Origin of the sequence: Kitasatospora sp. NPDC050543, assembly GCF_044457565.1 — a bacterium.
Taxonomy (GTDB): Bacteria; Actinomycetota; Actinomycetes; order Streptomycetales; family Streptomycetaceae; genus Kitasatospora.
In genome coordinates, this window is sequence record NZ_JBITGZ010000015.1 from 22,324 (window position 1) to 35,872 (window position 13,549).

Sequence of the window (13,549 nt, forward strand, 5' to 3'; positions counted from 1 at the left end):
GCGCGATGGTGGAGGCGGGGGCAGGCTGGGAGGAGGGACGGCGCGGTCATGCTGAACAGGACCCGGACCACCGCCGACGGCTGGGAGCTGTCCGAGAGCGGACCGCCCGACGCCGCACGCACCGCGTTGCTGCTCCCCGGCGCACTCGCCGGCGCCGCCTTCTACGACGACCTGGCCGCCGAGCCGGCGCTCCGCGGCCTCCACCTGGTCGCCACCACCCTGCCGGGGTATGCCGGCACACCTGCCCCCGAGGACCTGAGCATCGAGACCTGTGCCGCGCAGGCCGGGAGGCTGGCCGGCCTGGTCGCCGCCGACGTCGTGGTGGGGCACAGCGTCGGCGCCAACGTCGCCATCGAGATGGTGGCGGCCAGGGAGTTCAGCGGGCCGGTGGTACTGCTCGCGCCCTCGTTCTCCCGCCGCGACGAGTCCAGGGTGCCGCGGGCGCTCGACCGCCTCGCAAGCGTCTTCGGTCATCTTCCGTTCGCCCTGGTCCTGGCGATGGGCGGCGGCATCCTGAAGGGCGAGGTACCCGAGCACCGGCTCGCGCCGCTGACCGCCGAGATCCGCCGGAACGACCCCCGGGTCGTGCGACGGGCGCTCCGCCAGTACCTCCGTCACCTGGACGCCCACGGCTCGGTCGCACCACGGCTGTGCGATTCGGGCGTGCGGGCGTGGGTCGTCTTCGGCACCGACGACGCGGTCGGCCTCTCCGCCGGCGAGCGCCGGACGCTGGACGCCTGCCCGCGGGTCACCCACGTGTCGATCCCCGGCGCCGGCCACTTCACGCTCAACACCCACCCCGCCCGCATCGCCGGGCTGGTCCTGGAGGCACTCTCCGCCCGGGCCGCGTAGCGGCGCCGTACCGCTCGTGGGCGGGCAGCGCCGTACGGCCGGAGCTCGTCCACCCGGACGCTGCGCATTGCAGCGGCTCCCGACGACGCGACACTGGAAGGTGGGGCCGCGCCGCGCGGAGCCCACCGGGGAGGCACCGGAAGGCGGGGGATGGAACCGGAAGGGGAACAGCCATGTTCGGCAGCACCAAGGCGTTCAGCGGCTTCGCCGTCGACGACCTGCAGAAGGCCAAGCAGTTCTACGGCGAGACGCTGGGCCTGAGCGTCTCCGAGGAGTACGACACGCTGCGGCTCAAGCTGGGGAGCGGCGCCAGCGTGTTCGTCTATCCCAAGGCCGACCACGTCCCGGCGGTCTTCACCATCCTCAACTTCTCCGTCGACGACGTCGACAAGGCGGTCGACGAGCTGACCGCGCGGGGCGTGAGCATCGAACGCTTCCCCGGCTTCGAGGCGGACGAGAAGGGCGTGGTCCGGGCGGAGGAAGGCCCGGCCATCGCCTGGTTCAGGGACCCGGCGGGCAACATCCTCTCGGTGCTCCAGGAGCCGTAGCCCGCGGGAACGCAGGGCCGGGCCGGACGCCGGACGGGCCCGGGCGGGCGGGCTAGCTCCCCGACTGCCCGCCCCGGGCCCGGCCCCGGTCCTTGCCCTTGACGGCACGCAGGATGACGAACTTCGGGTCGCTCGCGACGATCTCGCAGTTGCCGAAGAGCCTGCGCAGCTTCACGTGGTAGCCGAGGTGCCGGTTGCCGATCACCCACAGCTCGCCCCCCGGGCGCAGCGCCCGGCGGGAACCGGAGAACATCCGCCAGGCCGTGGCGTCCGTGGTGGCCTGATGGGTGTGGAAGGGCGGGTTGTTGAGCACCAGGTCGACGCTGTCGGCCGGTACACCGGACAGTCCGTCACCGGCCAGGAACCGGGCCTCGGTGTCCGCCGTGGCGGGGTTGGCGCGCAGCGTCGCCTCCGCCGAGGCGAGGGCCTGGTACGACTCGTCGATGAACAGCAGCTCGGCCTCGGGGTTGGCCAGCGCCGCCGCCGTGCCGACCACGCCGTTGCCGCAGCCGAGGTCCACGATGCGCTCGGGCCCGCGGCTGCGGGGAAGGTGGCGCAGCAGGAATCGGGTGCCGATGTCGAGGCGTTCGGCGCAGAAGATGCCGGCGTGGTTGGTGACGGTCAGGCCGGCGCCGGCGCCCGCGTCGGCGGCCAGGGTGTAGCTGCGCGGCCACGGGCTGGCGGCCGGGGCGAGCTGCGGATCGGGCGTGCAGAAGATCAGCCGGGCCTTCTTCACCGCCAGTGAGGTGCGGGTGGGCCCGAGGATCCGCTCGAACAGCTTCAGCGTCGAGGTGTGGATCTCGGTGACCATGCCGGTACCGACGATCACGGTGCCCGCGTGGACGGCCGGGGCCAGCCGGTGCAGCTGGTCCTCCAGGAGCGCGAGGCTCTTGGGCACCCGGACCAGCAGGACGTCGATCCGCTCCGGCACGGTGTCCCTGGTCGACAGCAGCCGGACGGCTCCCGGGGCCACGCCGCCGCGCTCCAGGTTCGCCCTGGTCGCCTGCTGCCCGAGGAAGGAGTCGCTGACCTGGACGGGGCGGTGCTCGGCGATCGAGGTGACCAGCGCACCCCAGCGGTCGCCGACCACGACCACGGTGCCGGACAGCTCGGTGGGCGCTGCGCCGTCGATGCCCTTCAGGTGCCGCAGCAGGTACTCGTCGGCGGCGTCCCAGGCGCGGAGGCTGTCGCGGGGGTCCTCGGGGAAGCGGGTGAGGTCGAAGTCGCCCCAGGGCGTCGTCAGGCAGTTCATCGTGCCCTCAGGCTAGCCGAGTCGGCGCACCTCCCCGTACGAGCCGGCTCGCCCGGCTCGTACAGGGGGACCGGGTGCGTCCGTCCGCCCGCCCGTCACCTCGCGCCGGGGAGCCGGGCGGCGCCGGGGAGAGTCAGGCCAGCAGCCGTGCCTTGGCCTGCTCGAACTCCTCCTGGCTGAGGTCGCCACTGCGTTTGAGCTCGGCGAGCTTGGCGAGCTGGTCCGCCTGGCTGCCGCCGGCCGCTCCCTCGGACGTGGCGGCGGCCTGGCGCACGTACTCCTGGAACGCCGCCTCGCGGTTGCGGGCGTCCTGGAGATCGCGTTCGCCCATCTTGCCGCCGCGGGCGACCAGGTACACGAGGACTCCGAGGAACGGCAGGATGATCACGAAGATCAGCCAGCCGGCCTTGCCCCAGCCGCCCAGGTCGTGGCTGCGGAAGATGTCCACCACGATCCGGAACAGCAGGAACAGCCACATGATCCACAGGAAGAACCACATCATGGTCCAGAACAGGTTCAACAGCGGGTAGTCGTCCATGCCCGTCTCACTCCCGATCGCCGGGCCCGGGGGCCCGGCCGTTCGCACCGGTGTGCTCTCAGTCCGGATCTCACAGATAGCACCCCGGTGGAGGTACGGCATCCGGACCGCGGCCGGACGGGTGCCCGGGGCAGACGGGAGGCAGGCGCGGGCCGGGCGCCGGTCAGGACTGCCCGGCGCCCAGCAGGACCTTGTCGAGGAAGGCGTGCAGGTTCGTCAGGACACGGGCGATCTGCTCGTCCTGGGTGAGCGACTCGTCGGGCCGGCTGACCAGCGCGGACTTCTTGAGGCCGCGCAGGTAGAGGGAGCAGGCCAGGTCGGCGCACATGTAGGTGCCCACCGTGTTGCCCTGCCGGCCGGCCTCACCGGCCCGGCGGGCGGTGAGCAGGGAGACCCCGGAACCGGCATGGGTGCTGATGCAGAAGGAGCAGACGTTGCTCTTGGTGAGGCTCTTGCGGATGTTGGGCACCCGCAGGGTGACACCGACGAGCCCGCCCTCCCGCTCGGCCACCAGGTAGCTGCGGTCGGGCGCACCCTGGTCCCGCCAGCCGAGGAAGTCCAGGTCGGCCCAGGGCAGCTCGGCGAGGCCGCGGGGGAGGTTGAGTCTGCGGGCCTCGCCCTTGGAGCAGTTGACGAAGGAGTTGCGGATGTCGTTCTCGCCGAGCGGGTTCATGATTCTGGAAGCTAGCACCGGCCCGGCCGGGGCGTCGCGCCATTTATGCCTCCCACCTGGGCGGCAGTGCCTCAGGGGTCGACTACGGGCCCGGCTCCCGAGGCGGAGGGTCGGCAGGCCGGTCGGTCAGCTCTTGAACGCGACGCCCGCGTACGCCGACACGTCCTGCCAGCCCTCGGGCAGCTCGTCCTTGTCGGCACGCCACAGCGGGAGCTGCACCAGCCCGGGCTCGACCAGCGTGAAGTCACCGAAGAAGGCCTCGACGTCCGCCCGGGGGCGCAGCACCAGGGGCGCACTGGCCCGGGTGTAGACCTTGGTGCCCGCGGCGGCCACGTCCTCCGGGATGAAGTCCGGGCTGCCGTGCGAGAGGATCAGCGCGCTGCCCGGCGCGAGCGCGTCCCGCAGCGTCCGGACGATCTCGGCGGCGTCCTCCTCGTCCCGGATGAAGTGCAGCACCGCGACCAGCATCAGGGCGACCGGCTCGTCCAGGTCGATGGCCTGCTTGACACCGGGGGCGGAGAGGATCGCCTCCGGGTCACGGAGGTCGGCCTCCAGGACGCTGGTGTGGCCGGCCGGGTGACGGGCCAGCAGGGCGCGGGCGTGCGTGGCCACGATCGGGTCGTTGTCCACGTACACCACCTTGGCGTCCGGGGTGACGTGCTGCGCGACCTCGCTGGTGGAGCCGACCGCCGGGATGCCGGTGCCGATGTCGATGAACTGGCGGATGCCCGCGGAGGCCGCGAAGGCCACCGCCCGGCCGAGGAAGGCACGGTTGGTGCGGGCCAGCAGCGGAAGCGCCGGGTACGCGGCGATGGCGGCCTGGGCGGCCTCGCGGTCGGCCTCGAAGTTGTCCTTGCCGCCGAGGTAGTAGTCGTACATCCGGGCGGGGTGCGGGATCTCGGTGTGCAGTTCGGTCGGGGGCTGCCACTCCTCGGCCCGGGCCCACTGCCAGCGGCCCTCGCCGGCCGCGCCGCCCTCGCCCGCCGACCCGCCCTGTATCGCGTCCTCGCGCATCCGCCCGCCCCCACTGGTCCGACGCCGTCTCCGGTTTGACGCCGCGTCCGGTGCGACGCTGGGTCTGATCCGACGCTGTGTCCGGCGATCGTACCGAAGATCGCCCCGTAGACACACCGGCCTCGGCGCATCCCTCGGATCACGGGGGCATACCCGCCTCTCTATGCTGGCTCGCGATGACTGCCGACCGACGCACCCTGCTGCGCTCCACAGCCAAGCTGGCCGCCATGTCCGCCGTCGGCGCCCTGGCCGCCGCCTGCGGCGACACCCCCGCCCACCGCTCCGGACCGAGCGAACTCGCCGTCCGGCCCGGGACGGTCGAGGTCCAGCCGACCGATCCAGGGCCGGTGGACCCGCCGATCCCCGGGCCGGGGCCCACCACCGCGGCCGCCACCCCGGCGCCGAGCCCGAGCCCCACCGTGACGGCCTCCGGCACCGCGTCCGCCCAGCCGACGCCGCCCACGCCGCCCACGCTGACGCCGCTCGCCGCCGGTACGCCCTTCGAGGTGGTGAACGGGCCGCGCGACCGCAGGCTGGTCGCCCTCACCTTCCACGGCGCGGGCGACCCCGCGATGGCCACCAGGCTGCTGGAGGTCGCCGAGCAGCGCGGCGCCCGGCTCACCGTGATGGCGATCGGCAGCTGGCTCGACCAGCAGCCGCAGATGGCCCGGCGCATCCTGGACGGCGGCCACGAGCTCGGCAACCACACCCAGAACCACCAGGACATCGGTGCGATGAGCCCCGCGCAGGCGCGCGAGGAGATCGCCCGGTGCGCGCAGCGGCTCCAGCAGCTGACCGGCTCGATCGGGCGCTGGTTCCGGCCGTCCGCGGCCCAGTACGCCACGCCGATGGTGCGCGAGCAGGCCAAGGCGGTCGGCTACGAGCACGTGCTCTCGTTCGACGTCGACCCGCGCGACTACAACGACCCGAGCGCCGACACCCTTCAGCGCCGGGTGCTGAGCGGGGTCAGGGGCGGCTCGGTGGTCGCCCTGCACATGGGTCACCAGTGCACGATCGACGCGCTGCCCGCCATCCTGGACGGTCTGGCCAAGTCCGGGCTGAGCGCGGTGACCGCGAGCCAGCTCTGCGCCTAGCCCCCGGCCGCACCGGCCCGCGGCTCGGCACCGCGCGAGGCGCCCGCAGGCCAGGCCCGCGCGGGGCTCAGGCCAGCGGGTCGTCCGGGCCGTACGGGCGCAGCCGCAGCGTCCGGGCGTCCGTCGCGCGGATCTCCTCGGCCCGGGCGACCAGCTTCTCCAGGTTGTCCCGGTCGACGTGGATGAAGCGGCCGTGCAGCGCGTCGAAGCGGCCACGGGCGGCGTCCACCATGACGGCGACCACGTAGGGGATGCTGCCCCAGGTCTTCATGTCCTTGAACATCGGCATTCCCGCCGTCATGTCGGTGGCGACGGCGCCCGGGCTGATGTCGAGCACCACCACACCGTGGGCGGCCAGCGAGTCGGCCATGTTGTCGGAGAGCTGGAGCAGCGCGCCCTTGGAGGTCGCGTACGCGGTGTAGTCGCCGTCGGGGCGCAGCGCGAAGCCCGAGTTGAGGTTGAGCACCCGGCCGCGGCCGCGTTCGACCATGTCCGGCAGTACGCAGCGCATGGTGTTGAACGGACCGCGCAGGTTGGTCTCGACGACCTGCCACCAGTTGCCCGGCTCCGTCTCCCAGAACGGCACCTCGGCCCGGTCGATCTGCCCGGCGTTGTTGACCAGCAGGTCGATCGGCCCCAGGTCCCGCTTGATGGTCCTGACGCAGTCGTGCACCGCGCCGAAGCGGGTCACGTCCACCGTCAGCGCGATGCCGCGGGAGCCGTGCCGCGCGCACTCCTTGAGGGTGTCGATCAGCGTCTCGTGGGTGCGGCCGAGCAGGCAGACGGACATGCCCTCGGCGGCGAGGCCGATGGCGATCTCCCGCCCGATGCCCCGGCCCGCGCCGGTGACCATCGCGACCTGTCCCGCCAGCGATCCCGTCGGCATGTCCGCTCCCTCCGCACCACCCCCGTGGCCCCCGGTCCCCCGCATTGTGTCGGCGCCGGCCGGCCACCGCCCCGGGCCACACGCACACACCCGATCCGGCTCATCCGATCGGAGCAGCGCAGGTCCAGGTGGCCCACCCGGCCGTACGGAGTAGTACCGTCGTCGGGGCGGCGCACCGGAACACCAGACCCGGCGCGCGGCCCGCTGAACAGCAGCATGCTGGGAACACCTGTCGCTGGGCACCCCCAGCACCACCGAAGGGCACCTGAGTGAGTGACATCGCGCGCGTCGGAGTGATCGGCTGCGGCCTGATGGGGTCGGGCATCGCGGAGGTCTTCGCCCGCGCCGGGCTGGACGTCCTGGTCTCGGAGGCCTCCGGCGAGGCTCTGGAGTTCGGCCGCAGCAGGCTGACCAACTCCCTGGAGACCGCCGTCAAGCGCGGCAAGCTGAGCGAGGAGCAGCGCGACGAGGCGCTCTCGCGGCTGACGTTCACCACCGACCTGTCCGACTTCGCCGACCGCGACCTGGTGGTCGAGGCGGTCGCCGAGCGCGAGGACATCAAGGTCCAGATCTTCCAGACGCTCGACAAGGTGATCGAGCGCCGGGACGCGATCCTCGCGTCCAACACCTCCTCGATCCCGATCGTGAAGCTCGCCGCCGCCACCACGCGCGCGGAGCAGGTCATCGGCCTGCACTTCTTCAACCCGGCGCCGGTGCAGAAGCTGGTCGAGGTGATCCCGACGCTGACCACCTCAGCCGAGACCACCGAGCGGGTCGAGACCTTCGCCACCCAGGTGCTCGGCAAGGAGCCGATCCGGGCCCGCGACCGGGCCGGCTTCGTGGTGAACGCGCTGCTGGTGCCGTACCTGCTGTCGGCGGTGCGGATGTTCGAGTCGGGTGTGGCGACCGCCGCCGACATCGACAAGGGCATGGAGGCCGGCTGCGCCCACCCGATGGGCCCGCTGCGCCTGTGCGACCTGATCGGCCTGGACACCATCGTCTCGATCGCCGAGTCGATGTACGACGAGTACAAGGAGCCGCTCTACGCCGCTCCCCCGCTGCTGTCCCGCATGGTCGACGCCGGCCTTCTCGGCCGCAAGTCCGGCCGTGGCTTCTACGACTACAGCACGGGCGCCTGACCTGGGCTTTCTCTTGCCTCGCCCGACCGACGCAGGGAGAGCAGAGCGGCCCGACCAGACCGCAATGGTCTAGTCCGGGCCGCTCCGTGTCAGGCATGCCGCGATCGTATGGGCGGCCACCGATAACGCGCCGGTGCCTATGTAGGCTCGCTGCGTGATCCGATCCGTGGTGTTCGACATCGGCGAGACCCTGACCAGCGACACCCGCTACTGGGCGGACTGGGCCCGGTGGCTCGCCATCCCCACCCACACGATGTCCGCACTGGTCGGCGCTGTCGTCGCACAGGGCCGGGACAATGCGGACGCCATCCGCCTGATCAAGCCGGGCTGCGACGTTGCCGCAGAGTGGCACGCTCGCCGGACCGCTGGACAGGACGAGTACCTGGACGAAACCGACCTGTACCCGGACGTGCGGCCCGCACTTCAGCGGCTGCGGGACGCTGGCCTGTGGGTGGGCGTTGCCGGCAACCAGAACCACCGCGTCGGCGATCTCCTTCGGGGAATGAAGCTCCCGGCCGACGCCATCGGAACGTCCTCCGAGTGGGGCCTGGCCAAACCGGACCGGCGGTTCTTCGACCGGGTCGCAGAGTGGGCGCCCGGCGAGCGGCACGAGATCGTATACGTCGGCGACCATCCGGCGAACGACATCACGCCTGGCCGGGCAGCCGGCCTGCGGACCGCACACCTGCGGCGCGGCCCCCTCGGCCATCTCTGGGCAGACAGCCCGGCCGTGGCCGCAGCCGACTGGCGAGCCATATCCCTGCATGACCTCGCTGACCAGCTGACCAGTAGGCCAGGCGGGGCGGTTCCAGCCCCCAGCATGTGACAACCCGGGTACCGTTCGGAGTGGATGCACGGAACGGAGCCCGGTATGCCCGGAACCACTGCCGTCGACCTCGGGAAGCGCATTGCTGCTGCGCATGGTGCGCGGAAACTGACGCAGCAGAACCTCGCCGATCTCTCGGCAACGTCCCTGAGCATGATCCGCAAGATGGAGCAGGGCCGCCGCACGCCGAGTGACGACGTTCTCCAGGCCGTCGCGGATGCCCTGGTAGTCACACCTGAGCACCTGCTCGACGGCCCGGGCCACAGCGAATGCCGAGTGCACCTCGCGATCCCGGCGATCCAGCAGGCAATTGCCGAGTACGACCTGCCAGAGGACGGGCCTGTACGGCCACTCAACGAGCTCACCGCACTCGTCAAACTCGGGGTCGAGCAGCGTATGAACGCGCAGTACGCCACTCTCGCCGCCGCCCTGCCGCCGCTTCTTGCTGAGCTTGCCCGGGCGGTCGACCAGTGCCGGGGCGCGGATCGGCAATGCTCCGCTGGCCTCCTGACGGCGGTATACCGGTCCGCAGACGCGGTGGCATACAAGCACGGGTACGGCGACCTGTCCGGCCGGTTGATCGAGCTGATGCGCTGGGCGGCAGGTATCGCCGAGGACCCCGCCCTCGATGCGGCCGCAGCCTACGTGCGGACGGAGGTCTTTCTCCTCAGCGGATCCCTGTCGACAGGCCTGCGCGCGCTCCAGCAGGCCATCGACGCCGCACCTCCGCACAGCAGCGCGCAGATGCGCGCTGCTATTGGGTCGCTGCACATGCGGGCGGCTGTCGTTGCGGGCCGGATGCGTGACGCTGGGGCCGCGCGAGACCACCTCGCATCGGCGGCCGGCCTGATCTCCGGTATGCGGGAGGCCACGTATGCGGGTACTGCGGTGGGGCCAGACTCTTTGCAGATCCACACCTTGGCAGTGGCCGTCGAGCTGAACGAGGAACGCGACCTGCGCGAGACGGTTGCCAGCGCCATGCGGTGGGCCCCGCCGTGCGAGCTGCCAGCCGAGCGCCGCTCCCACTACTACATCGACCTCGGCCGCGCGCAGATGCGACTGGGACGGCCTCTGCATGCCCGGGAATCCCTGGAGGTGGCGCGCACCATCGCGCCCCAGCACGTACGTGAGCACGGTCAGGTGCGCGCTGAACTCGCGACGATGGTTCGCCTCAGCCGCGGCCGAGACGAGCGGCTGCTCACGTTCGCCAGGTGGGCGAAGGCCGTCTGAGATGGGTGACACACGTTGTGTCACCCGGGGCCATTTCGGCGGGGAACCATAGAGATGTGACAGCAGAGCAGGTACCAACCCGGGCCGACCTGGCGTTCAGCAAGGTCGTCAGTCCCATACGTCTTCACGGGCAGGCGTGTATCGAGTGCGGTTCGACAGCGCCGCCGCTAGTGCCCGCTGGCCACGCCTACACCCCGACCTCCGGCGGAAATCAGCTCGGCTGGGCCGTCGTCGCCTGCCCGGGGCACGCGCCAGCGGTGGCCGAGTGACGACGGCCGAGCGGATCGCGACCGACAGGTTCGTCATCGAGTTCGACTGCCGGAGGGATGGCCAGTTCATCACGGCGGAGTGCCAGTTCGGCGCTCATTGGGGCTGTCCAGGTGGCATCCGCGACGAGGCGCAGGCCCGGGTGCTCGTGTGTCGGTGCCCGCAGGTGGGCTGCTCGTGCAACCGCCACGGGCGCCGGGCTCCGCCGGCGAACGGCGAAGTTGAAGCTTCCGCCGCCGTGTGAGTTCTGAGACCAAAGGGAGAACGTTGAACACCACCACCATCAAGGACCCCCGGGGCCTCGTCCCGCCCGACGTGTTCGCGGCCGTCGTCGCAACGATGAAGGACAACAACCTCGGCATTAAGGACCAGCTCGCCGAACGCATCGTCGCTGAGGCGCTCAAGTTCGTCGCGGCGTGCGGCCAGTTCCGCGACCGCCGAATGGCACCGTCGCGCGTTGTAGACGAGGGCTGGCACGCCCTGATCCTCCACACCAAGGCGTACGAGGACCTGTGCGCCAAGCTGGGCGGCCCGGTGACCACTTCCCCGAGCGGCCCGACCCCACCCGGTTCAACGGCGTCATCATCCAGCGCACCACCGACCTGATGGCTCAGGCTGGATACTCCGCGGACCTGTTCCTGTGGGGGAACCCGGCAACGGGTGAGATCAACGGCGCGGCGAACTGCCAGCACTCGCCGCCCGACTGCCAGGTGTCGTGTATGAACAAGCCCGGCGCAACTACAGCCGCTGCCATACTCGGCGCATGACAGAGACCAACGCCGCATTCCAGGCCCACAAATGGCTGGAGAACCACGCCGTCGCGATGCGTGCCGTCGAGCTCGGGGAGATCGCCCGAGGCGACCTCGTCCCGGTGCGGGTACCAGTGACGATCACTGAAGCGGGCGCCAACGGCGTGCGCAAGGCGGGTGTCGTCCCCACGACGTTCTACCGGCTGCCAGACGGCTGGTCGGCAAAGCCTCGCTGAGACCGACGCCCCTGGAGCGCCAGGGCTCGGGGGTCTTCTCGCTATCGGCCAACCGCTGCGTCCGGTACAGCCGTCCGGCGGAGTGCTCTCCGTGCGGGTTATCGCGTCTCACGGCCGGGACGCGCGGTGAGGATCCACGGCGAAGGGGCCGGAAACGGTGACGGGGCCCGGGAGCGGTATCCAGCTACCCGGGCCCCTGAGGTGCCACCCAATTGCTTGCGCCGGCACGTTTAAGAGTGCGGGTCATTCTCACAGCATCGTGCTTTGCCATTGAAGCTACCGCGCCATGGAGAGGCGCAGACGGGAGTCGAACCCGTATCCGACGCTTGCTGCCCGTACTCGGTCGATCCGGCGCTCGGCGGCGAATGCTGAGACTAGAGCGAGAGTCTGAGTTTCACAGGGGTGCCTCTGCCGTACTTGGGCTACCCCGGCACGCGGTGCCGGGGGGAGGAGTCGAACCTCCACCGTGCTCCCTGATGTCAGCTTCAACTTCAGTGTCAGCTTGCGCTCTTCGCGCCACCCCCGCTCTCATACGGGGGCGATCATGGGGCTACCCGAACAGGTAGCCGAACACCGCGTCCCCGACCTTGCGGTCGGCGACCTCGGCACTGTTGGCCTCCTCGCGGGCGAACTGGACGGCCTGCTGGAGCTTCTCGACCCGCTCCAGCAGTTCGTTCACCCGGCGGGCCGGGAGGGCGCCGGAGAACTTGACGGTGTTCCAGTACCCGACAGCGATGTCTTCGTAATACACCTCGACCTGCGCCGGGTGCTTCTCCGTGGCCTCGGCCTTGACGTGGTTGCGCGGGACCTTCTTGGTGCGGATGGTGCGCACCGTCTCAGTCTTCCAGGAGTCCGTGGAGGCGTCGTGGTTCCACGACTCGGCAGCGTCCAGGACGGGGAGCTTGCGCACGAAGGTCCGTAGGTCGGTCAGCTGCTTCTCCAGGAAGAGCAGGTAGGTGACCGGGGCGTCGGCGACGAGCGTCCGCCCGTCGAGTACCACGTCCGCGCGGGCGGTGGTGTTCGCCCAGTCCTTGGTCGCGGTGACGTCGAAGAGGCGGGTGAGGGTCGCGGCGGTGGTCCGCAGCACGTCCTCGGCCTTCACCTGGACGCGGGTGGACTCCGGCGGCAGCTGCTCGCCCTCCTCGTCCTTGGGCTGGTACATCCGGGACAGCCCGGCCAGCAACGCGGGCTTCTGCAGGTCCTGGTGGGACTGCGTGAGCTCCTGGAACGACTTGGACTTGACGCCCTTTTCGACGGCGATGATCTGATTCAGCTTTGCCACGTCGCGCACGCTATCAGCCGGGCAGTCGCACTGTCGTCCGGATTCCCACACACCGGTGCGGGGAGACCGGGCACGCGGCCTCCCCGCACCGGGGCCGGTCAGCTGTTGATGCTGTAACTGTCGCCGTAGACCTTCCACTTCAGCGGCGGGTTCAGGTCGAAGTTCCTGGCCTTGAGGAAGACCCGCTGCTCGGTGTCGACCCGGCTGGTGTCGGAGTGCGCCTCCTCGGTCTTCATCGCGGCCTTGCGGGCGTCGAGGAAGGCGTTGAGGTAGGTGGTCTCGTCACCGCCCTGGGCGGGGGTCCTGGCCTTCTTCATGGCCGTCTTGCGGATGCCGCCGAAGCTGACGGAGTCGCTGCCGGGGCCGTGCATCACGATCGCGTCGTAGTAGGCGAACTGGCCGAGCGCGCGCAGGCCGTCGGCCTTGGCCTGGCTGACGGCGGGGTTGAAGTAGACGCGGTCGCGCTCGTCGTTCTGGGCCTGCTGGAAGACGGTGTCCTTGGCGGCGGCGGCCCAGTCCCGCTCGAAGGCGCTGCCGAGGCCCGCGTGCGAGTCGCTGCCGTTGACCTTGCGCAGCGCGGGCAGGTACTCGGCCAGGACGTTGCCGGGCTTGAGGCTGTTGTAGTGCTCGACGAGGTCGAGCATGTCGCCGGTGCCCGAGCAGAAGCCGATGATGCCGGCGGTGTAGCCGCGCTGGTCGCCGATGTCCTCGATGTAGCCGTACTGGGCCTTCCAGTTGAGCGAGGAGTTCTCCGCGCTGGACACCAACTGCATGGCGATGTCCTTCTTGTGCGGGTCGTCGAGCCCGACGCCGGCCTTCGCGGTGACGCCCGCGGGCGCGGCCGCGTGTGCGACGCTCACGGTGGCCAGGCTCGCGGGCGCGGCGGCGAGGAGGACCGCCAGTGCGATCCGGACGGTACGGTGCCCGGAGTGCCTGGCGCGGTGCATGGAACGGTGCTTGGAG

16 protein-coding genes are annotated in these 13,549 nt (G+C 70.9%); 9 read left to right on the forward strand and 7 right to left on the reverse strand.

Annotated elements, in window-relative coordinates:
- The first annotated feature begins 48 nt into the window (after window positions 1-48).
- Both ACIBH3_RS19635 and ACIBH3_RS19640 read left to right on the forward strand, forming a co-directional pair.
- Window positions 49-852: an alpha/beta fold hydrolase gene (locus ACIBH3_RS19635; RefSeq protein ID WP_396313269.1), complete on the forward strand. Its 804-nt coding sequence runs from the start codon at window positions 49-51 to the stop codon at window positions 850-852.
- 173 nt (window positions 853-1,025) lie between these two features.
- Window positions 1,026-1,400, forward strand: coding sequence for a VOC family protein (locus ACIBH3_RS19640; protein WP_396313270.1), 375 nt, complete (start codon window positions 1,026-1,028; stop codon window positions 1,398-1,400).
- A 52-nt stretch (window positions 1,401-1,452) separates the two neighbouring features.
- On the opposite strand, the gene ACIBH3_RS19645 is transcribed toward ACIBH3_RS19640, so the two are convergent.
- From ACIBH3_RS19645 to ACIBH3_RS19660, 4 genes are all read right to left on the reverse strand, one after another.
- Window positions 1,453-2,652: a methyltransferase gene (locus tag ACIBH3_RS19645; protein ID WP_396313271.1), complete on the reverse strand. Its 1,200-nt coding sequence runs from the start codon at window positions 2,650-2,652 to the stop codon at window positions 1,453-1,455.
- 133 nt (window positions 2,653-2,785) lie between these two features.
- On the reverse strand, window positions 2,786-3,190 hold the full coding sequence (locus tag ACIBH3_RS19650; RefSeq protein ID WP_396313272.1) for an SHOCT domain-containing protein: 405 nt from the start codon (window positions 3,188-3,190) through the stop codon (window positions 2,786-2,788).
- Window positions 3,191-3,353: 163 nt separating this feature from the next.
- Window positions 3,354-3,863 (reverse strand): FBP domain-containing protein, encoded by a 510-nt coding sequence (locus ACIBH3_RS19655; protein ID WP_396313273.1) that lies wholly within the window; start codon window positions 3,861-3,863, stop codon window positions 3,354-3,356.
- A 126-nt stretch (window positions 3,864-3,989) separates the two neighbouring features.
- Window positions 3,990-4,877 carry an SAM-dependent methyltransferase gene (locus ACIBH3_RS19660; RefSeq protein ID WP_396313274.1) on the reverse strand — a complete coding sequence of 296 codons (888 nt, stop codon included), beginning with the start codon at window positions 4,875-4,877 and terminating at the stop codon, window positions 3,990-3,992.
- A gap of 176 nt (window positions 4,878-5,053) precedes the next feature.
- On the opposite strand from ACIBH3_RS19660, the gene ACIBH3_RS19665 reads away from it, so the two are divergent.
- The gene (locus ACIBH3_RS19665; protein ID WP_396313275.1) at window positions 5,054-5,971 is read left to right on the forward strand and encodes a polysaccharide deacetylase family protein; all 918 of its coding nucleotides are present in this window, start codon (window positions 5,054-5,056) and stop codon (window positions 5,969-5,971) included.
- Between the two features lie 67 nt (window positions 5,972-6,038).
- Here ACIBH3_RS19665 and ACIBH3_RS19670 read toward each other — a convergent pair whose 3' ends face one another.
- Complete coding sequence (locus ACIBH3_RS19670) at window positions 6,039-6,857, reverse strand: SDR family NAD(P)-dependent oxidoreductase (RefSeq protein ID WP_396313276.1); 819 nt, start codon at window positions 6,855-6,857, stop codon at window positions 6,039-6,041.
- Window positions 6,858-7,126: 269 nt separating this feature from the next.
- On the opposite strand from ACIBH3_RS19670, the gene ACIBH3_RS19675 reads away from it, so the two are divergent.
- The 6 genes from ACIBH3_RS19675 (at window position 7,127) to ACIBH3_RS19700 (ending at window position 11,304) form a co-directional block, all read left to right on the forward strand.
- Entirely contained in the window at window positions 7,127-7,996 is an 870-nt protein-coding gene (locus tag ACIBH3_RS19675) for a 3-hydroxybutyryl-CoA dehydrogenase (RefSeq protein ID WP_396313277.1), read from the forward strand.
- A 154-nt stretch (window positions 7,997-8,150) separates the two neighbouring features.
- Window positions 8,151-8,822: an HAD family hydrolase gene (locus ACIBH3_RS19680; protein ID WP_396313278.1), complete on the forward strand. Its 672-nt coding sequence runs from the start codon at window positions 8,151-8,153 to the stop codon at window positions 8,820-8,822.
- A gap of 45 nt (window positions 8,823-8,867) precedes the next feature.
- The gene (locus ACIBH3_RS19685; RefSeq protein WP_396313279.1) at window positions 8,868-10,052 is read left to right on the forward strand and encodes a helix-turn-helix domain-containing protein; all 1,185 of its coding nucleotides are present in this window, start codon (window positions 8,868-8,870) and stop codon (window positions 10,050-10,052) included.
- 265 nt (window positions 10,053-10,317) lie between these two features.
- Window positions 10,318-10,563: a hypothetical protein gene (locus ACIBH3_RS19690; protein ID WP_396313280.1), complete on the forward strand. Its 246-nt coding sequence runs from the start codon at window positions 10,318-10,320 to the stop codon at window positions 10,561-10,563.
- Window positions 10,564-10,586: 23 nt separating this feature from the next.
- Entirely contained in the window at window positions 10,587-10,925 is a 339-nt protein-coding gene (locus tag ACIBH3_RS19695) for a hypothetical protein (RefSeq protein WP_396313281.1), read from the forward strand.
- Window positions 10,926-11,082: 157 nt separating this feature from the next.
- Window positions 11,083-11,304, forward strand: coding sequence for a hypothetical protein (locus tag ACIBH3_RS19700; protein WP_396313282.1), 222 nt, complete (start codon window positions 11,083-11,085; stop codon window positions 11,302-11,304).
- 550 nt (window positions 11,305-11,854) lie between these two features.
- Here ACIBH3_RS19700 and ACIBH3_RS19705 read toward each other — a convergent pair.
- Window positions 11,855-12,586, reverse strand: a complete 732-nt coding sequence (locus tag ACIBH3_RS19705) for a hypothetical protein (RefSeq protein ID WP_396313283.1) — start codon at window positions 12,584-12,586, stop codon at window positions 11,855-11,857.
- A 98-nt stretch (window positions 12,587-12,684) separates the two neighbouring features.
- Window positions 12,685-13,533, reverse strand: coding sequence for a chitosanase (locus ACIBH3_RS19710; protein ID WP_396313411.1), 849 nt, complete (start codon window positions 13,531-13,533; stop codon window positions 12,685-12,687).
- Window positions 13,534-13,549: the final 16 nt, after the last annotated feature.